Here is a 19,563-nt window from a genome sequence, read left to right on the forward strand (position 1 = left end):
GTTTAAACTGGATCGTCCTGATTTGCTGGACTAGATCACCAATGCCGGATATGGTATTCTGGAATGGGAACGGCTTGTGCAGTCCCTCCCCCCGGAAATTGATCATTTGGGCGTAGTGGGTATGCTTGGCCACGTCTACACCCACAATTAAGGTTTCAGGTGTGATCATGGCAAGCTTCTGGGAAAGGGGATTGTACATCGCTGATCCCTCCTGGTATTGGTGGTTTTGGGTTTTGGCATTTACACCATACCAGGATTTTTTCTTTCCCTCAAGCCCCACTACTCCTGTTTACAGGAATGCTTAGTAAACCCAAACTTCCTGCTTTATTAAGCCAACTCTCTAAACCCTCACCCTTGCACGCAACATTTGCCGCACTTGTGAATAATATCTAACCTGTTGATTTGAGCAATCTTCAATAACAACCACCAGAGCATACGGTTCACGGTCAAAAATATCTTTGGCCCATGGTTCTACTGTTCTCGTGACCACGACAAAAATCTTATTTTCTCCCCACCTTGAATCAACCTGGGACAAATCCCAGGTGGCCGCCTGGACAGTTCCATTATTTCGAAACCTTGCCTTGGGGATAAAATCCCCCGCTTCCGGGATTGACTTTTCCCGTTCTTCTCGTGGAGTATACCGGAAAACGCGTACAACATTGTCCAAACTATTGTTTTTAACGACCCTAAAATTTATTGCACTTGCCTTATAGTTAATCCTGGTCCTGCGAACGAGCGGGGTGTGCGCCAGAGCAACTGTTATCCGCCGCAGCCTTCTCTCTGGCGGCCAAAGAAATCCTCCGGCAGAGGAATTTCATAGAAATGGTGGCTTTCCCCCTCTATTTCTTCTTGATTAATTAACGTTACTTTATTCTCAAAAGAATATACAACTTTTTCCCAGTCCGGCTTTCCGTAGCCAACAACGTTAAATATTTTCTCTAGATCGCCATTAAAAAGCTTTATTGTTGCTTCCGGGCACCTGGAATGAGCTACAATCAATGCCCGCAAAAGGTTGGGACCGGCATCAGGATATCGCCGCAGCAACAATCCGGCCAGGTACGCTATTTTAGGAGCTGCAAAACTGGTTCCCCGATCAACTTTAAACAAATTACCGGTAGCAAAATTATGCGCGGTACTTATTTCACCAAGCCCATCAGTTGGTCCGGCAACGTGATTACTAAGCCTGAGGTCTACCGAGAAATTCCCGCCATACTCCACCACCTCAGGTTTAATCGCTTTCCGGGGACCAGGTCCCGTTCGTGTGAAAGGCGACGGTTGATCACGACGGGCGATCGGTTGGTATCCCACATCATGAGGATGTCTTTGCCCCATACGTGGTTGCTCATATCTGGCTAAACTGCCCACGGTTAAAACATTTAAGGCCGGTGCGGGGTCAATTATCCGTGCTTCGGGAGAAAAAAGATAATCTGGGTATTCTGACCGCCAATCGACCGGAATAACGTCAGTACCCTCAAAATTTCCGGCTGAAACCACGAAAAGTACCTGGTATTCCCTGGCCAGGCTATCCAGTACCGTTGCCAGCCCCCGAACGTGACCGTCCAGGTATATTTTGCGTAAATCCCCAAAAGATAGGTTAAATATCCGGCAATTATAGTGTTCAACAAAATATTTAACTGCTGCAATAATGTGGTTCTCGACAAAGCCAGTATCATTCCGGTTAGCAGCATCTATAATCCGGCCACTAAAAATACGAAACTCTGGTATAAAGCGCCCCTCATTAAGGCACTTCTCAATATCTCCATACAAGGCAAGACCACAAACCATTGTACCATGACCGGACTCGTCTTGCGGCCCCAAACCAGGGAAGAAACTCTGAGCATCACCAATGGCCGATGCCAGCAAAGGATGCCCCGTTGCCACACCGCTGTCGAGGACGACAACACCAGGAGCACCATCCGGCGGGGAAGGAATTTCCGGCAAATCTCTTAAAGACATATGCACCAAGCTTACAGACAATTGATAACGGGGTGGAAGGTCCACAAGACGAACATCACGATGCAACAGGATTGCCTGAAGTGACTCCCTGGTAACTTTTAACCTGTACATGACGATATTTTCCTGGTTAACGCGGTCTATTTTCACTATGTTTTTCTTAGTACACCAGTTTTCGAAATAATTGAGCATTTGTTCCCGCCGCGGCCCCCTCTCCAGAGGCCAAAGTTCTACATCTACAATAAACGGCTCCTCTTCCGGGATACCCTCCTGGCGCAGTGCCGGTCCCTGGCGATCTTCGGGCGTCCAGCCTTCAATCCCTTTTACGGCAAAAATTATATCTTTTCTGGTGGGTACCTCGCCACGCGACATTTGTGCCAGCCTTCTTCTGAACTCATCCAGACCTTCTTGAGAAGCAAAAAGAACTACCAGTTCGCTCCCTTCCTGGCTGACTACCCGAAGGCCTTCAATGCTTTCCAGGTCGTCAGGTTGAATTCCAACCGCTTTAATTTTTAACAGGAGATTGGGGTCAAATCCCGGTTCTTGCTTATCTGCCGTTATGACAACCCTTTCCAGTTGCCGGGAAAGTTCCTGCGCATGAGCCCGCGGATCTGACGGGACGGTTACGTTACTTCTCCCCGGTCGAACGCGCCGGGGATTAACCGGCACCAGGCGTTGCAATCTCAAGTGGTTATATCGCTCCAACACAAACACCTCTTCACGGATCTTATAACCTCAATACAATATTCTGCCTTTCCTCCTCACGCTTGCGCGCTTCTTCTACCAGCTCCAGGGTGAGAAACTCCCTTCCTTTGAGAACCATTGTTTTAATAGCCCGGATCAGAATGCGCTCGATGTCGGCATGCGAAAAGCCCTTAAAATGATTGAGAAACGAACGGTCTTCCAGCGGCAGATCGTACCGGACACCCCTCAGTTTAACAATCAGCAACTGCCGAATCTGTTCTAAGTTAGGCCGCTCAAAAAACAGTACCTCATCAAATCTACGCCACAAAGCTTTGTCCAAAAGCCGCTCGTGGTTGGTAGCAGCAATTAAAATACTTTTTCCCCGGAAACCATCCATCATCTGCAAAAAAGAATTGACAACCCGCTTGAGTTCTCCATGTTCACCAAGATCATCCCTGGTCTTTCCAATCGCGTCAAATTCATCAAACAAAGCAACAAAGCAGCTTGCTTCCAAAAAATCAAATACTTTCCGAAGGTTGGCCGACGTTTCCCCCAGAAAGGAAGAAACTACCGCATCAAAACGGACAACCGCCAGTTCCAAACCCAATTCGGCGGCCAAAACTTCTGCCGCTAAAGTTTTCCCGCATCCCGGCGGCCCGCAAAACAAAAGGCGGGAAATGGGTTTTAGACCGTAACTGGCCAGCACTTCGGCACGGCTATTTTCAAGTAACACTTCTTCCAATATAGATTTGTTAACGTCAGAAAGAACTATGTCCTGCAGATACCGCACCGGCTCACGAACTGCAAGGAGCGGCAATCCCCTTTCCCGGTCTCTGGGAATATCATACAATACTCTCGGAAAACTTTTTCTACCCGGGTCCGAATGTTCTCCATAAAGAATACGCTCCAGATCATTAGCCAAAAGATGATGATTTTTTAAGCGCTCTTCCCGGATAACTTCTTCAGCCACCCGGCGAAACTCCTCCCCGCCGTCCCGGGCGCCAATTTTAATCAACTGCCTCAGCAGCCTGCCGCTGGTCATTTTACTTCACCCACTAGGTTATTTTTTCTCTATAAACAGTTCTATTAACATAATATTTTAATTCCATTCGTATTTTAATTCCATTCGGTCTTTCAAAGCCGTTATCTACCATAGAACCCCAATTCAAATAACCGCGAATTAATTGCCCGGATAGACGTTCGTTTCCCGGCCGTAGCGAGACCCGGACGGCCCGGCGGCTAAAGGGATTGCAGCTCACCGCCCACCCCTGGCGGACCTGTTGCCTGAACCTTTCCCCGTAAAAGGCGGGAATGTCGGTGCGCCGGCTGACCGAAACGATCCGGGGCTTATTGAACAGCACATTTTTTCTTCCATCAGGCAGCAATAACCCCTTGCGCTCGCCAGGCTTCAGAAAACATTTTTATCAAAAGTTGTCAGCAAAGCCTCGCTACAGGTGAATACCGCGAGTATTTTTCAACAAAAACCAACCAAAGATGCAGATTTATGATCGTGATATAATCATGCCGATAACCGGGGAGCCTCTAAGGTTATTTTCTTTACCCCAATCTGTTCAAATGCACGGTGCACGGCTATCGGCTTCCCCAATATTGCAATTAGCGTATGGAAAATACAAACCAATCCAGACGGAGCCCAGGGTTCGTGATCGCGAACGAATGACACAATTTTATCCAATTCCATCTTCGCCGCGTCCACTTTTACTGCCTCCCATTTATCTTTTACGCCTGAAGCACGGATGGCTAGCAGCTCATCCAACGTGAGTTGAATCCGGATAAATCCCAGCAGACCAAATTGGTAAAATTGAGTATCCAGGCCAAAGCTAAGAAACTTGGGCTTTTCCTTATAATCGCGCCCCAACGATATACCCAATTCCTCATAAAGGCCCCGGGCCGCTGCTTTAAAGAAATCAGGCGCCCCCGTTTCGTCATTGTCGAATGGACGTTGTAACCCCTCATTTACCGGCACATTCCAATACCCCGGCCGGGAAAAAGTACCTGGTGAACGTTGCGCGAAAACCATGTATTCATCACGGGTAATCACGGCAAGATTAATCCCGAAACTATGGGCAAGGAAACTTACCGGCTTCGACCAGGGGTCCAGATCTTTCAAATACTTGCTGCGCAATGTTACACCGGGCAAAGCATCATTTAACGGCCGATCTAAAACAGGAGAAGTGGCCAGAAAATTATAATAGTCGCTGGGACCGAAAATAAACTTTAATCTGCTCCGTTCATCACCGGGTTCGCGGTCAATAACAAAAGAATGAAGGTAATAACGGCTCCCATTCCACGCAGCGCGCAGGTGCGATGCGCTGGCCTGTCGTTGCTCCTCTTCAACGATCTTTCTCAGCTTCTCTACTTCCTCCGGTAATTCTACCCGCTCTTTCACATACCGGCATTCAAGATCACCAGGATCATATGCTTCCCCGTGCCCACCATCAATAACTATCCATGGCAACTTTTGTTTGCCCAGCATGAATTCTTCCCCAAAAACTGTCCGCTTCCGGACGAAAATCCGTGCCAAACGTTTAATCTTTCTCCAGGTAGACCTGAAAAAAGCTTTAATAGCTTCTTCAAAAACAAATGTTAAGATCGTTCCTATTAACGCACCTACAATATGCGGACGCAATAAAGCCCATATTTCCCCGAACATAGGCTAATCCCCTTTAGCCCGGCTTGCTACTCATCTATGCCAACATACACCAAATACAAAAAGAAAATGTCACTTGCTTTATAAGCATTCGTTGATCAGCTATCAGGGGGCACTTAACGAAGTTAATATCCGAATCCTCCTACTCCAGGTAGCGGTCATAGATAGCGGCCATCTCCGTCAGAACTTTCTCCAAGGAGTAGTCCTGGATCTTCTCCCGCCCGGCCGCACCCATGGAGGCCCGCTGTTCGGGATTGGAAACAAGCTTTTCTATGGCCGCAGCCAGACCATCCACATCGCCAAGCTCCACCAGCAACCCCGTTTTTCCGTGTTCCACCAGATCGCGGTTGCCACGCACATTGGTGGCCACCACCGGTTTGCCGGCGGCCATGGCCTCCATGATGCTTTTAGGTAGGCCTTCACGCTTGGAAACCAGGGTGACAATATCCGTTTCCCTGAGAATCTGGGGCACGTTCCTGCGGTAGCCCAAGAAATGAACCCTGGGTATCCGCTCTTGCTCCACCCTTTGTTGCAGGACAACCATTTTTTCCCCACTGCCTACCAACAATAAGTGACCATGACCGTACCTCCTTATAAACGCCCGCCAAGCGTCAAGGAGAAAGGCGTGGTTCTTATTTTCATTCAATTCCGCCACGCAGGTTATTACCACGTCGTCAGGGTCTATGCCCAGCGCAGCACGCACGCTCCCCTTCTCTGCAACCGGGGTAGAGAACTTGCTCAGATCCACCCCAACGCCGTGGACGTAAAAAAGGTTCTTTCCCGCCTCAAAACCTAGCCTTCGGGCGTTATCAAAGTCCTCACCATTCATCACAATCAGCCCGTCCGTCCAAGGGGCGGCCAGGCGCTCGGCATTATAATAAATAAGCCAGTTGCGACGCGGGGCGCCTTTATAAAAATGAAAGCCATGGGCCGTGTATAAAACGGGCCCCTGGTAAGTGGTCTTGGCTAAATACCGTCCCAGGAAAGCGGCCACCGGGGTATGGACGTGGATGAGGTCGAAGCGATGCTCCTTTAACAAAGCTCGCAGCTGGCGGTAGGCCAATACGTTAGCGGAGCCGTAAGGGGAACGGGTAAAGGGAACCTCCCAACAGGTCACCCCCTCTGCCTCTACATCCTCCTTGTGCCCTTCGGCGGAAGAAGCCGCCGCGTAAACCTCATAGCCCTTCTCCTGCAACAGCTTCATAAAAGGGATGTGAAAGGCAGCCAGGTGAGTATAGACAGAAGCGATAAACAATACTTTGCCGTTTCCCTGGCAGGGGTAGTTGTCCCTCTCCTTTTCTATTTGTGGCTTACAAGCCGCCATTCACCCCATACCCCTTTCGCTTCAGACACCTTCCGAACGAATCCTTAACACTTTTGACCGCATAGAACTTAATATCTCCCTATCCTGATCAGGTGCCTTGTCAGCCAGGCTCCCTAATGCATCAGCGATCCAGTCCAGCTTGTGCCTTGCCTTCTCGCTCAACCAGAGTGCCAGAACCGGGGATTCCAGAACTTCGAAAACTTCCTTTTTCCGCTTTTCAAATAACTTATAGGTACTGAGATACATGACAAGCTTTCGGGGTAGGTGCACCCGCCGGTCCTCAACCAAGCACAAACACTTCTCACACAAATTATCAGCGCCAGCCTGGTCTGCCAGCCAACCCATCAGATACAATACCTCATCCAACAGAATTTCGTCCTGCGCCAGTTGCCAGACATGGGGGACAAGGTACTGCTCGAAACGGTTGACTATCTCGTTCAAGACCCATGTTTTCTCCTCGGCATCCCCCTGCCCGGAAACCTTATCCACAAGATAGGTCAGCCCTAAGAACAGCGACCATAACAACCGCAGGCTATCGGCATACCAATGACTATAGTCGGCGAACCGGTACAAAGGGTCGCGGTACTTCTTCCAAGGAAACCCATTTAGAAACTGCTTCACGTACCAGTCAGTCCAGCCCGTTCCGTACAGCTTACAGGTTACGTCGACCATGTTTTCTGTTTCCGGTTGGTCAAGGGAGTAGTTAAAATACAACTTTTCTCCTTTAAGTTTCTCAACCCATCTCTCCAAAACCTGCCGCCGCATAGAACCGGCCAGCCCGGGCCTTGTTGCGTCAAGTAAATCCGACAACAGGGCTGCCACTCCTTGTTTCAGGCCAGTCAAAAAGGGCAGTATTTCGTCGTCAGAGAGCACCGCCTGGTCAAGGAGCGTGGGTACCTCCGGAAGAAGGTTTTGCTGCTCCTCTATTCCTTGCATGGAAAGGTGTGTCAGGAATACTTTGACTTTCCACTCACCAGCAGCAGGTACGGCTTGCCACGCTTCCTGGGTACTCGCTGCCACAGGTCGGAAATTTAACAGATGAAACAGAATAAACCTGGTGGCCACCTTACTTTGGAAGTAGTCATTAGAAATCTCTTCCCAATGTAAAACGTGGAACAGGTGGGGCAGCAATACCCAATTGCGGTCCAGCTCCTCACAGTAGCGGTGCGGGTCAGCCTTTTGTAAATATTCGGCGTAAAACACCTTTTCCCGCAATAGGTGGTCAAATTCCCAGGGGTTCTGCCCCAAGCCCCAGCACTGTCTGTAGCTTTCCGGTTCCTCAGAGAAGTTTTCGTATACCGTTTTAAGCTGCGCCCATTGCAGCTCTTTTGCGTTGATACTATTCGAGATTTCTCTTCTCAAATTTTCAAGGAATCTCTGTAAATAGGCGACCGCACGCTCACTTCTTACTATAACATCTTCTGCCGTAAAACCGGCCCCACAGTAAATCCAGTGCGCCAGACAACTAAACAATGCGTCAACCTTGTCACCGTCCGGGTTTTCTGCCGCAAATAACTGCTTGGTATAATCCCTTATTTGGGAGAAAACCTCCTCACGCTTGTCCTCTCTGACCCGCCAGCTTGCCGCTTCGCCGCTGGTTTCAAGGTACCCCAGCTCAATTATTTGCCGCAGAGCGTCCCGCGCATCTGCACCTGATACAGGGAAAAAGCACAGGATATCTTCCCACCCGGGAAACGCTCGAAGATTGCCGGGAAGCGCCTCTGGCTTCTCCTCCTGGCTTTGCCTTTTAACCCCCTCGGCATCCCATAATACCACACTGCGTGCTTCCTCCCTGCCGGGAACATTTCCCGCGCGCAGCCCCTCTACATATTCTTCAACTTTTTCTAAGACATCCGCCGGCAGCTCCACCATCACGGCTGGATATCTTCGGGATTGGGAGTTGAAGGAGTTACCCAGTATCCACCCCTCTATCCCACCCTTAGTCTCAAGCAGCAAAAACCGGTCATGGAACTGCTGTTCAGTGGCCTGTTCATTCTGCACATTAATTACTTTAAGGTTAGGGGGCAGTAAGCTTATATTCTGCCGCAGGACCTGCCGCATGCCTTCAGGGCTAACCGCTTTTTCACTATCACTGACCTGCTTGTCTACTAGACTGGTAATTACTTCCACCGGAAGGGAAAGGTTTTGCAGCCTGGGCAGGATGCGCGCAGCGGCACCTGTATCGAAGTAAGGATCGACGAATGTTGCCTTTTTAACCTCGGGGCGACTAAGTAAGGACTGCAAGTACTCAAAGAACATTACCTCCCCATCCTGCGAACCCACAAAAAAGCGGCTTCGTGACGATTGAGGAAATAACGCGGCCAGTGTGCTTCGAAAAAGCTCACCTTCCGCCACCCAGGGATCAAAAGGGTATCCCCCGGTATTAATCACCTGCCTGAAGGTAGTTGTAACGCTTTCCGCACGGTCGCGGTATTTTTGCGGCAGCTTTTCCGACCACGGGTCTTTAATATATCTTACGCCTGTGAGCAGTTTTAGGTCGAAATGCAAGGATCGGATTAAATATGAGTGAGAATAATGGAGTAACTTTCCCTGACCTGACCATACCTTCACTGCCAGGGAAGTTATCGGTTCTGCGCCTTCGCAGGTAACAACATCTCCGGCACGCTGGAGCTGTTTTAGTTCGTCCGCCAGCAAAGTTTGCGCATGGCTGCGCCCGTTATAAAGAGAAACATTCACCCACAGCGGCAGGCTTTTCTCCAACGTTTCGTCAGCCCATATTTTAACGCCACGCGATACCGGTTGTTGCTGCCACCACTTATCGGGGTGCGTTCGCATGTCCTTGATTAACTCTACATGCAGGCCAAAAGGCTCCAGCAGGCAACCGGCATCAAGATTGTCGTAAATTTCCAGATTGCCAAAACGGTCACTATCCTCACTTAATAGCTTGACGCCAGTACTCCCGGCAACCCAGTCTTCCAGCTTGCGCAAGGCATCTTTAACTTTGTCCCTCTCCATATTTCCGGGAGGAAAAAGGCGCTCCAAATAAGAGGTTTTTCCCAGAGCATAGTAAATCCTGCCCCGGGCAGTGCGGTAGGTCAGAGACTTTAACCCCGTAACATGCTCCTGGCGCCCCGCCAAATAGATGGCCGGGCGCAATTCCCACCTGGGGACAACTATTTGCTGGTCTTTAACCTCAATCTTCCCTGTAGAAAGCGTTTTTTCAATAAACTGGCCCAGGAATTCACCGTTGAGAATGCACCATAAACACAGCAATTCCCAGGACCTGGTGTCATTTATCTTCCGCTGGTACCAGGCAATAGGTTCGTCCTCCCCCACGTCAATAGCAAAACCGTAAACCAAAGCGTGAAAGTTATCAGATTTGCGGTGGAAAACATAAAGGTTAAGGGCATACATTGTTATTCACCCTCACCGGGTAACGTATTTACTTTTCGGCTACTTTCCCAAGGCCCTTTTTACCCAGCAATTCCATGTAAAGCGCCTCCCACTGGTCGACGACTCGGTCCAGGGAGTAATTTTCTTCTATGTACCTGCGCCCAAACTCGCCCATCCGCTGCCTTTCTTCCAGAGACAGGTCCATCAAGTGCAGCATGGCCCGAGCCAGGGCTTCGAGGTCTTCGGGGGGAACAAGGAAGCCGCTCTGTTCGTCCAAAACAACTTCCCGGTTCCCGCCCACGTCGGTAGCCACTATAGGAAGCCCCGTAGCTGCTGCCTCCAGAAGTACCATGGGCATCCCCTCCCAGGCTGATGACATGACGTAGGCGTCCGCGGCGTTCATAAGTTCAGGTACGTCCTTACGCACCCCGAGGAAATGCACCTTTTCTCTAAGGCCAAGCTGATTTGCAAGCTGCTCAGCCTCCTCCCTTAGCGAGCCCTGCCCAGCGATAAGCAGCACCGTGTCTCCGCGCTCCCGCAGGACCCTGGCAAAGGCCCGTAACATGTTGGGGTAATCCTTTGCCCCTTCAATGCGCCCTACCGCAAGCCACGCGAACGCGCTGCCAAGCCCTAACTCGTGCCGGAGACGCGCACCAGCCTCTGGATTAGGGCGGAAGTGGTCCGTGTCTACCCCGTTGGGGATGAAGCGTATCTTGTGTCGAGGTACGGCCCCTACCCGCACATAGCGCTCGAGGCCCGCTTGGCTCACCTGGGTCGTAAGGTCGCAGAAAAAATCGGTGAGCCGGTAAGCCCATTCCCGGTGACGACCACCTTCGTTAATGTTGTGCGCAGTGCATACCAGTACCGGAACTCTGGCCAGAGGCCGGGCTAGGCGTGCGAGAAGGTTGGCATGAACCATATGGCTGTGAACTACCTGCGGCCGATCACGTCGGAGAATACTCGCGAGCCGGAATAGCGCCCGTGGGTCCGGCACGCCGCGGCGCATGTTAAGGGTGGCCAGCGGAATGCCCGCCGCCTCCAATTCCTCCGCAAAAGCCTGGGGCGGGAGCATGGAGACAACCCGTACCCCCCAACCCCGTGCCCTGAGGCGGGTCGCTAGGCGCACCAACTGGGTTTCCGCGCCGCCGTAGGCGAGGCCGGTCGTGAGAAATAAGAGTCTTCCATTCAAATACAACACCCTTTCGCCGGGCGATAATACTTAATCATCGAGTTAATCACGATATATGAACCAACGCCTACTAAAGCTAATAACGACGGCCAAAATAAAGGCATCTCAAGACTGCTCCGGTGAAATGTTATTGCCTCTGGCAGCAAGGTCAGATAGAGGATGGTAAATGCCAGAGACCTCGAACGCGACCTCATCTTTTCCAGCCAACCCATAGCCAGTGCTATTAAGAAATAAACAACAGGAACTCCGAGTGTACCAAAGTTGACGTATGCTTCCAGGATACTGGAATAGGCAGTTCCAGCAATTGTACCGCGTTGTGCCCAGTCCGAGAAGAAAGTATCTCTAAACTCGTAGACGATTGACTGAGGTTTATCCGGCCAAATAAAGCGAGGAATTGGAATTGTCAGGCCTATTAGGTATGTTTCCCCCCACCTAAGCTCAGCCATGCCGGACAAAACATAGGTATTGAAGTTACCAAATGGGGCACCAAACTCATTGTTTGCTGGATTAAGGCTCGTAGCCCAGAACTCAGGTTTGGACATACGCATCGTCAATGCACTCAATTCTCCCGTTGCTAATGCATGTCCGATCTGGGCCCTGCTACCATACATAAATCCCATAATCAAGTAAAGTGTCAAAGCAATGGCGAACCACTTAGAGTTTATTCTTTTAATAGGCGAAAAGAAGGAATAGCTAATAATAAGAACAACTAGCAACGATAAGAGTGAACCTCTCCTGCCTAGCACCAGCAATATTAGAATCTCAGGTGAAGCTAATGCTAACCATAAGACGATGAGGTGGAGACGGCGCATTCTTACTGTTGCTGTTACGTTTTTAGCGGATAAACAAAGCCCAAGAAATGTGGTAGCAAGTAACGTAATCTCGACCGAAGGGAGTGTCCCGGTCTGGTCGGAAACAGCGCTTTGGTATGCAGCCTTACCAGCAAGTAAAACACCAATTCCCCCGACACGAAATAAATTCACTATTTCCATGAGAGAAGCAATTCCAGCGAATGCACACGCTATTACAAGCAAAGCCCTTTCATTCCAGCGAGGCATTTGATTTTCTACGTTAATCCTGGTGATTTTCACGCTAGCCGAAACTACCAGGCCAACCGACATCGCTATAATCGCTAGTGAATAGTGGAAGAGAAAGTTATCAACCAAATAGGGAGTTGGAAAAACATTAGGAAGACCTTCTCCATAATAAGCTGCGATAGGACCAGTTAGTCCATAGAGAGCCGAGAAAGTAAGGAAGATCACGGTAAAGTTAGTATAATAACCGGTTAGTCTACGCCCCAAGAAAATGAGCAGAATACTTGCGATGGTGGAAAATATTATCGCTATACCAGTAGTTTGCCAAGCTAAAAAAAATGTGGCTAGTCCACCCAATATGGCGACAAGCAAACCAAGAAGAAGCCCGTTCTGAGTTAGTTTCATCTGCTGACCCCCAGAACCTCTAGATATCGGCTGCATACTTCATTAGCTGTAAAAGGTTGAGTAGCCTTTTTCGTTGGGATATTTTCTCTTTCCAACGTGAGATTTTTTCTGATAGCTTCGGCCAATTCCTCATGCTCTCCGACCGGTACTAGTTTCCCATACCTGCCTCCGGCTAATATTTCGTAAGGGCCGCTGGGGCAGTCGGTAGATACGACAGGTGTACCTAAGGCCAAAGCTTGGATAAGTACGTTCGGTAAGCCCTCCCATCTAGATGAAAGCACAAAAACTGCCGCCCGCCTCATGTACTTGAAGGGATTACCCACAAATCCAGGCATATCTACGTGCTGCATTTGGCCCAGTTCCTGCACCAAAGCTTCAAGCTCAGGTCGTTTCTCGCCTTCTCCCAGAATGACCAAACGAGCTCGGCGTTCCTTTCGAACAAGCGCAAAGGCGCGGATAAGCGTAGCGAAGTCTTTCTGCTCGGTTAGACGCCCCACCCCCAGAATAACCGGAGGTTCTCCAGGGGCAAACCAGGGATGGTCGACGGGCTCTTCTGCCTTTTTAAAAAGCTCCTCAGTGACGACGGGGTTGTAAATGACCCTGACCTTTTCTGCGGGGAGCCCCACGGTGCGAATAAGATCCTCCGTAACACCTTTGGATACTGCAACTACAGCATCAGCCCAGGGATAAAAGCGGCGCATTAAAAAGGGCATAAGTCGTCCCCGTAAACTCGAAGCATTCGCAGAGCATAAGCTCACCGTATTAGCTTCACGCACCACAACCCTGGTCGGCACCCCAGCTAAGCGCTTAGCCCAAAGGGCGATGATGTTTGCATGGTTTAGCGTGGAGAGCATAGCCGCAGGCTTTTCCTGCCTCAAATAGCGCACCAGACCAGGCAAAGCCAGTAATACACGGGACGCTCCTAAGTCAACTACCCGCACTCCTGCGGGAACTTCCGAAAGGTAAGGTCCCTCGGCTTTAGCAAGGACCAGATCCACATCCAGGCCCCGCTCAGCAAATCCCCGGGCCAGGTTTACCATGACCCGCTCGGCTCCACCGCCGCGGAGGGAAGGGAGGAAGAGGGCAAGGCGATCTGATGTCAAACATTCACGCATCGCGGGTCACCTTTGAGATAATGTACCGATATTTTCCAGAGCCAGAAGGCGGTATATCCTCCACCAGCTCCACATCAAGACGGCATTCCTGGCCCATAACCAGCTTCACTTTTGTTTCAAGCTCTTGTCTATATCCTCTTAAAAGCCATCTCTCAGCTTCATCGCGTGGAACAGCAGGCGCCACCAGCAGGCGTATCCAGTTGTAGTCCTCCTGGATGAACTGGAACTTTCGTATCGCAGGACTGTGCAGCATAACACCTACCAGATGGATGAAATACTCGGGCGAAACAACACCTCTGTCCGCTCTAACAAAGACATCCGTCAGGCGCCCTACGACTTCGCTTAAGCAAGGCCAGTGCCGGCTGCAATTGCACCCCCCCTCGGCAAACACAGCCATGTCGCCTATCCGGTAGCGAATGAGGGGCATAGCAAAATTTGTAAGGGAAGTCACTAAACCTCACCCACTTCTCCGGGAGCGCAAGGCTGTCCATCGGGTTTCACGATTTCGAGATAATGGGTTAATGGGTTTACGTGAAGCCCCTGGTGAGCCTCACACTCACAGGCCATGTCGCCAACTTCCCGCGACCCGTAGCGGTTGAACACGGGAGCCATGAAAACTCGCTCAATTACTTCGCGTATATGTGGATACAGTGTTCCGGCTGAGGTCATTATCGCACGTGGAGTGTGCACCTTAAGCCCTTCGCGCTCTATAAATTTAGCGAGTTCGTAAATACTTTCAACGTAAGCCAATATCTGAACCGGCCGGACAGCGTTGATGCGCTGAACATACGTTTGCATATCTGCCTCAGTCATGCGAAAGGTGTTCAACCAATGCTCATTACGAAGCCAACGCCCAATGCGGGTTCGCAATGTCTCATTGCCCACCAACAAATCGCGTTCGGAGCCCCATAGCACAATCTTGGGCATGCCAACAGAATATCCTGTCCATTTGTCAAACAGCATTTTTCCAGCTTGCGCCCACTGATGGTAGTCGCTGTCTTGAATGAACCGTACAGGTTCGCCAGTAGAACCGCCGGAGGTATTGTAGAACCATTTCCGTCTTGGCAAATCTTCCGATCTCAATTCATCAAATCGCTCCCGAATGATTTCTTTTGTTAAAAAAGGTAAGGTCTGGGAGAACTTGAACACAGCACTTTTGGGCAGACCTCTTGTCCATCCATGTTCTTTCAACAGCGTTCGGTAATACGGAACATTCTCATACGCATGAGTCAGCAATCGGTGCAACCGCTCCTGCTGCAGTTCATATATCTGTTTTTTCGGTAAACGCTCTGCTCTTCGAAGCTCCTGCAAATGTGAAAACTCATCACCTCGCCCCGAAGTGTTTAACCACACTTTGTACAGCCAACCCCGAACTCTATTGACCATTGCCTTGCCTCCTAGTCTGATCGCTACATCTGGCAGCCCACAAGATAACGTCTGTGCGCCCCGTTCGCAGACCTCTCATGCTCGTGGGTAATAGATCTGCCCAATTGATTGTCCAACGAGGTCAACCGGATAACGGAGCATTCGGTGAGCCAGCAAGAATAACCCACCCGCATGACTACCGAAGAACGTAGCCACCATCAACTGGGGCAGTCAATGGATTCCATAAGCCAGATAGCAAAACACTTTAAGCCTTCAGGAAACGGTACGCACGGCCTGTAGCATAGCAATCTCCCCGCCTTCTCCAAATCCGCCCACGTCTGTGGCACGTCTCCGGGCTGGGGGGGCTGGAAGTCGAGCCGGGCCTTTACTTCCAGCACTTCTTCCAGTGCCCGGACCATCTCCAGCAGGCTCACTGTTTTGTTATTACCCACGTTAATGATCTCGTACTGGCTTTCAGTGTAGTCCATGGCTGCCCGCATTCCCTGTATCACATCGTCTATGTAAGTGTAGTCCCTCCGGCTTGTGCCGTCCCCGTAGATGGGGATAGGCTCGCCCTTCAGCATCTTCCGGGCGAACTTGTGGATGGCCAGGTCGGGCCGCTGTCGCGGGCCATAGACGGTGAATAAGCGTAAGGCGATGAATCGGATGCCGTACAGGTGGCTGTAGACGTGCCCCAGGAGTTCCCCTGCCACCTTGGTGGCTGCGTAGGGGCTTATGGGCATGAGCACGCAGTCGTCCTCCCGCCAGGGCACGTTGGGGTTCACCCCGTAAACGCTGGACGAAGAGGCAAATACGAACTGTTTTACTCCCCATTCCCTGGCCAACTCCAGCAGGTTCTGCGTGCCGCGGACGTTCACTTCCTGGTAGCAGATAGGATCGCGTATGGAAGGACGGACACCGGCCTTAGCTGCCAGGTGAACTATCACATCGTACTCCCCGGAGAGGCGCTGCCGGAGAGTCTCCATATCCCTTATGTCGGCTTCAACCAGGGTATAGTTGCTGTATTCCAGGTGGGGCGCTATGTTCCTGCACTTGATACCGGGGTCGTAGAAGGGATCGAAGTTATCTACGACCGTGACCCGCCAGCCTTCGGATAAAAGGCGGTCTACCAGGTGGCTGCCTATAAAGCCGGCCCCTCCTGTTACTAAAGCTGATTTCACCGGCCCACCCCCAGGTAGGTCCATCCCGCTCGCCTGGCTTGTTCAGGGTCAAACAGGTTGCGCCCGTCCACCAGCACCGGAGTACGCATCATTCCGGCCAGGCGGGCCAGGTCAAGGTGCCGGTACTCGGGCCATTCTGTGGCCAGCACCAGGGCTTCGGCCCCCGAGGCCAAAGTGTAAGGATCCTGGAAAAACTCCACTTCTAATCCTTCTAATGCCCGCCGCGCGTTGTCCAAGGCTACCGGGTCATGCACCCGCACGTGGGCGCCGCGATCAATCAGTATTCGGACCAAATCCATGGATGGAGATTCCCGTATATCGTCGGTTCCCGGTTTAAAAGACAAACCCAATACCCCCACCACGCGGCCCCGCACTCCTTTCAGGGCTTCCTGCAGTTTTTCTACCACCCGGAGGCGCTGGCGGAAGTTAATCTCCCGGGCAGCGGCCACAATCGGCAAGTCGTAGTCGTACTCCTGCCCCATGGCCAAAAGGGCGGCGGTATCCTTGGGAAAACAACTTCCTCCCCAGCCCAGTCCCGCGGCCAGAAAACGCAGCCCAATCCGCGGGTCCAGGCCGATGCCCCTGCTTACCTCGGTCACGTCGGCCCCCACTTTCTCGCACAGCCCGGCAATTTCGTTGATGAAGCTGATCTTAAGGGCCAAAAAGGCGTTGGCCGCATATTTAATCATCTCGGCGCTGGTGGGATCGGTGGTAATCAGCGGGGGCAGGGCATAACCTTCGGGCCGGGGCAGAAAAGGAGGCGGGTCAAAGGTCTGCTCCAGGATGGGCCGGTAGAGCCGCCGCAGCATTTCCACCCCCGCGGCCTCCCGCGCACCCACCACGATGCGGTCGGGATAAAAGGTATCATAAAGGGCCATGCCTTCTCGAAGAAACTCAGGGTTGGAAACTACGTACGCGGTTACCTCTTTCGCGAGACCACGCTCGTTCAGCACCCGGTTTACCACATAAGCCACCCGGCGATTAGTACCAACAGGCACAGTAGATTTAACCACAAGGATGTAATTGCGCCCAGGCAACAAGCTCGCGGCAACCTCACGGGCCGCTGCTTCCACAAACTGGGTATCAGCCTCCCCATTGGCTTTGGAGGGGGTACCCACTGCAATTAAGATAACATGGGCTTCGGCCACTGCTTCGGCAGTAGAGTGAGTAAAAAACAGGCGGTCTTGAGCCAGCGCCAGAAGAGTTTCGAGCCCCTGCTCACGAATTGGGCTTTTGCCGGAACGCAAAAGCTTTATTTTAGACACATCTTTATCCACTCCGGTGACCTGGTGCCCTAAATAGGCCAGGGCAGTTCCGGTAGCTAAACCTACATAGCCGGTGCCAATCATGGCCACTTTTAGGGGTTTAAATCCGTCCACAAGAAAAACTCTCCCTAATTAGTTTCTAGTCGAATGGCATTTGGTCATACAATTTTACCAGGTTCCAATAATTACGACGTTTAGGTATATGTCCCTCGCTGAACCAGGAGCATTTTACAATTTCTGGCTGTTCTGTGCCGATATACCCTCACGCTTGGACAGGTCCAGTGGATTCCGCTGGAAATACTCGAGTATAAAAGCCAGAAATACTCCCACCATTAACCCCAGCATCCCGGCCAGGGCTACATTAAGTTTTTTATTTGGCTTAACCGGGTAAACCGGTTCCCGGGCACCGCGGATAACCTGCACGTCTTTCAACCCGTTGATTTCCTTCTGCAGAGCCAGGTAGCGGTCCAGAAGCTCGATACGCTGGGACTCTTCGCTCTGGAGGTACTCCAGGGTGCGGGAGCGGCGCAGGTCCTTTTCCACCGGCGAAATACCCGTGGTGGATTCGATGGCACTTAAAACTTCCCGTGTCTTTTTGATGTCCGCTTCAACCGAGGACAGGCGGGTTCTCACCGCATCCAGCTGGCCGGCCAGCAGTTGCCTGTACTGCTGGTACGAAGCACTGCTCCGCTCTTTGAACAGCTCAACCATTTTTTCCACTATGGCCCTGCCTTCGGAACGGTTGGTGGTCTGTATGGAAATCTTAAGAAAGTTTGTGTCATTAACCGGCTCCACCTTGATGGTTTGCTTAAAACTCCTGAATTTTTCCCTGGGAACGTCGAGCTTTAAAGCAGATATGACGTTAAGCAACAATTCATCGCTGAGCAGGATTTCCCTGGCCGAAGCCTGGCTGGTATAGGTGGGATCGGGAAAAGCACCCAGCGCAATGATTGTGCTCACTTCATATGTCGGCGGGATTATAAAGCTGACTGCCGCCGCGGCTAAAACAGCGAGCAGGAATATACCCAGGATAAGCTTCCGCCTTTTCCACAGGATAAGGATTAGATCCCTCAGATCCAGTTCTTCTTCCAAGTGTTTCATCCTCCTAAAATGTGGGAACTGCCTTCAACTGCTGGAAAGCCGCTTCCAAACTTTTATTTATCTGCCCGGCTTCCTTGAGCAGCTTTTGAGCTTCCTCCTTTTGGCCCTGCTTTTCTTTAACCAGGGCCAGCCAGAGGGATGCTTCGCCCTTCAACCGGTCGTCCTGCATGGCGGCCTGCAGGCTTTTCTCCGAACCCGGCAGGTCGCCCAGCAGGTAGCAGGCCTGCCCCAAGCCCAGGTGCACCCCGGGGGTAACGGAGAGCATGGGGGCATCCACCCAGAGTTTCTTCTCCTCTTCCCCCAGCCCGGCCACCCGGGCCCGGATCATCTCCGGCACCTGCAGGGCTTCTTCCAGGTGCTGTCGGGCGGCGTCTTTATTCCCCGCCTGCAGCTCGCCCCTGCCGGCGGCAGCGCAGGTGGTGGCCAGGGTTTCGTACCAGGCGATCTGGTACGGGGCCAGTTCCACCGCCCGGCGGGCGGATTCCACCGCCTCCCGGTACCTGCCGGCGGCCAGCAAGGCCTGCGCCAGGTCGGCCTGACAGCCGGCGCTGTAGCGGCTCAGGGCCGCGGCCCGGCGGGCCTCCTCCAGGGCCTGCCGGGGTTGACCCGTGCCCAGGTAGATGCGCATGAGGACGGTGTGATAGTCGGCGTTAAAAGGGTTGCGGGCGGCTGCCTGCTGCATGGCGGCCAGGCCCTGCCGGACGTTTCCCTGCTGCAGGTATCCGGTTGCCTGGGTGGCATAGCTGTTGGCCGAGGCCAGGAAGAAGGCAAAAAGGAACACTATGGCGCCGGCAGCGGAGGCTGCGGCCAGGGCTACGGGTTTCGGGGGGTGAACTCCACTTTTTTTTGCTGGTTGAACTTTATTGCCTGGAACTTGAGCAATATCTTTAGCAACTATACTAATTGTTTTTTTGTGTCTTGCTTT

Annotated in this window: 15 protein-coding genes and 1 pseudogene; all 16 read right to left on the reverse strand. The window is 51.7% G+C overall.

Annotated elements, in window-relative coordinates; translation table 11 throughout:
• Positions 1-199 (reverse strand): annotated as a pseudogene (locus BUB44_RS03195) (IS110 family transposase); the annotation flags it as partial.
• Between the two features lie 560 nt (positions 200-759).
• The gene (locus BUB44_RS03200; protein WP_131821573.1) at positions 760-2,325 is read right to left on the reverse strand and encodes a S8 family peptidase; all 1,566 of its coding nucleotides are present in this window, start codon (positions 2,323-2,325) and stop codon (positions 760-762) included.
• 355 nt (positions 2,326-2,680) lie between these two features.
• Complete coding sequence (locus BUB44_RS03205; RefSeq protein ID WP_073163170.1) at positions 2,681-3,679, reverse strand: AAA family ATPase; 999 nt, start codon at positions 3,677-3,679, stop codon at positions 2,681-2,683.
• Between the two features lie 13 nt (positions 3,680-3,692).
• The gene (locus tag BUB44_RS16090) at positions 3,693-3,998 is read right to left on the reverse strand and encodes a DUF1848 family protein (RefSeq protein ID WP_207545615.1); all 306 of its coding nucleotides are present in this window, start codon (positions 3,996-3,998) and stop codon (positions 3,693-3,695) included.
• 158 nt (positions 3,999-4,156) lie between these two features.
• Positions 4,157-5,308 (reverse strand): hypothetical protein, encoded by a 1,152-nt coding sequence (locus BUB44_RS03215; RefSeq protein WP_073163173.1) that lies wholly within the window; start codon positions 5,306-5,308, stop codon positions 4,157-4,159.
• A gap of 139 nt (positions 5,309-5,447) precedes the next feature.
• Positions 5,448-6,629, reverse strand: a complete 1,182-nt coding sequence (locus BUB44_RS03220) for a glycosyltransferase family 4 protein (RefSeq protein ID WP_083543061.1) — start codon at positions 6,627-6,629, stop codon at positions 5,448-5,450.
• A gap of 21 nt (positions 6,630-6,650) precedes the next feature.
• Positions 6,651-10,004 (reverse strand): VPA1262 family protein, encoded by a 3,354-nt coding sequence (locus tag BUB44_RS03225; protein WP_073163174.1) that lies wholly within the window; start codon positions 10,002-10,004, stop codon positions 6,651-6,653.
• Positions 10,005-10,032: 28 nt separating this feature from the next.
• Positions 10,033-11,181 carry a glycosyltransferase gene (locus BUB44_RS03230; RefSeq protein WP_278247928.1) on the reverse strand — a complete coding sequence of 383 codons (1,149 nt, stop codon included), beginning with the start codon at positions 11,179-11,181 and terminating at the stop codon, positions 10,033-10,035.
• Positions 11,169-12,611: an O-antigen polymerase gene (locus BUB44_RS03235; protein WP_073163178.1), complete on the reverse strand. Its 1,443-nt coding sequence runs from the start codon at positions 12,609-12,611 to the stop codon at positions 11,169-11,171. Before BUB44_RS03235 ends, BUB44_RS03230 begins: the two co-directional genes overlap by 13 nt.
• On the reverse strand, positions 12,608-13,726 hold the full coding sequence (locus tag BUB44_RS03240; RefSeq protein ID WP_073163180.1) for a glycosyltransferase: 1,119 nt from the start codon (positions 13,724-13,726) through the stop codon (positions 12,608-12,610). Before BUB44_RS03240 ends, BUB44_RS03235 begins: the two co-directional genes overlap by 4 nt.
• The gene (locus tag BUB44_RS14945; RefSeq protein ID WP_083543063.1) at positions 13,719-14,177 is read right to left on the reverse strand and encodes an acyl-CoA synthetase family protein; all 459 of its coding nucleotides are present in this window, start codon (positions 14,175-14,177) and stop codon (positions 13,719-13,721) included. Before BUB44_RS14945 ends, BUB44_RS03240 begins: the two co-directional genes overlap by 8 nt.
• Positions 14,177-15,112 (reverse strand): phenylacetate--CoA ligase family protein, encoded by a 936-nt coding sequence (locus BUB44_RS14950; protein WP_083543064.1) that lies wholly within the window; start codon positions 15,110-15,112, stop codon positions 14,177-14,179. Before BUB44_RS14950 ends, BUB44_RS14945 begins: the two co-directional genes overlap by 1 nt.
• A gap of 197 nt (positions 15,113-15,309) precedes the next feature.
• Complete coding sequence (locus BUB44_RS03250) at positions 15,310-16,272, reverse strand: NAD-dependent epimerase/dehydratase family protein (protein ID WP_073163181.1); 963 nt, start codon at positions 16,270-16,272, stop codon at positions 15,310-15,312.
• Positions 16,269-17,651 carry a UDP-glucose dehydrogenase family protein gene (locus BUB44_RS03255; RefSeq protein ID WP_083543065.1) on the reverse strand — a complete coding sequence of 461 codons (1,383 nt, stop codon included), beginning with the start codon at positions 17,649-17,651 and terminating at the stop codon, positions 16,269-16,271. The genes BUB44_RS03250 and BUB44_RS03255 overlap by 4 nt, the downstream gene beginning before the upstream one ends.
• Positions 17,652-17,765: 114 nt before the next feature.
• A complete protein-coding gene (locus BUB44_RS03260) occupies positions 17,766-18,638 on the reverse strand; it encodes a Wzz/FepE/Etk N-terminal domain-containing protein (protein WP_083543066.1) in 873 nt (290 codons plus the stop codon).
• 4 nt (positions 18,639-18,642) lie between these two features.
• Entirely contained in the window at positions 18,643-19,419 is a 777-nt protein-coding gene (locus BUB44_RS03265; RefSeq protein ID WP_165610998.1) for a tetratricopeptide repeat protein, read from the reverse strand.
• Between the last annotated feature and the right edge of the window lie 144 nt (positions 19,420-19,563).

It is taken from the genome of Desulfofundulus australicus DSM 11792 (assembly GCF_900129285.1).
GTDB lineage: Bacteria > Bacillota > Desulfotomaculia > Desulfotomaculales > Desulfovirgulaceae > Desulfofundulus > Desulfofundulus australicus.

Excerpts from the sequence above, each read along its gene's own strand:
- BUB44_RS03260 (WP_083543066.1), bottom strand. The coding sequence starts at position 18,638 with ATGAAACACTTGGAAGAAGAACTGGATCTGAGGGATCTAATCCTTATC.
- BUB44_RS03240 (WP_073163180.1), bottom strand. The coding sequence starts at position 13,726 with ATGCGTGAATGTTTGACATCAGATCGCCTTGCCCTCTTCCTCCCTTCC.
- BUB44_RS03215 (WP_073163173.1), bottom strand. The coding sequence starts at position 5,308 with ATGTTCGGGGAAATATGGGCTTTATTGCGTCCGCATATTGTAGGTGCG.
- BUB44_RS03225 (WP_073163174.1), bottom strand. The coding sequence starts at position 10,004 with ATGTATGCCCTTAACCTTTATGTTTTCCACCGCAAATCTGATAACTTT.
- BUB44_RS03200 (WP_131821573.1), bottom strand. The coding sequence starts at position 2,325 with ATGTCGCGTGGCGAGGTACCCACCAGAAAAGATATAATTTTTGCCGTA.
- BUB44_RS03205 (WP_073163170.1), bottom strand. The coding sequence starts at position 3,679 with ATGACCAGCGGCAGGCTGCTGAGGCAGTTGATTAAAATTGGCGCCCGG.
- BUB44_RS03235 (WP_073163178.1), bottom strand. The coding sequence starts at position 12,611 with ATGAAACTAACTCAGAACGGGCTTCTTCTTGGTTTGCTTGTCGCCATA.
- BUB44_RS14950 (WP_083543064.1), bottom strand. The coding sequence starts at position 15,112 with ATGGTCAATAGAGTTCGGGGTTGGCTGTACAAAGTGTGGTTAAACACT.
- BUB44_RS03220 (WP_083543061.1), bottom strand. The coding sequence starts at position 6,629 with ATGGCGGCTTGTAAGCCACAAATAGAAAAGGAGAGGGACAACTACCCC.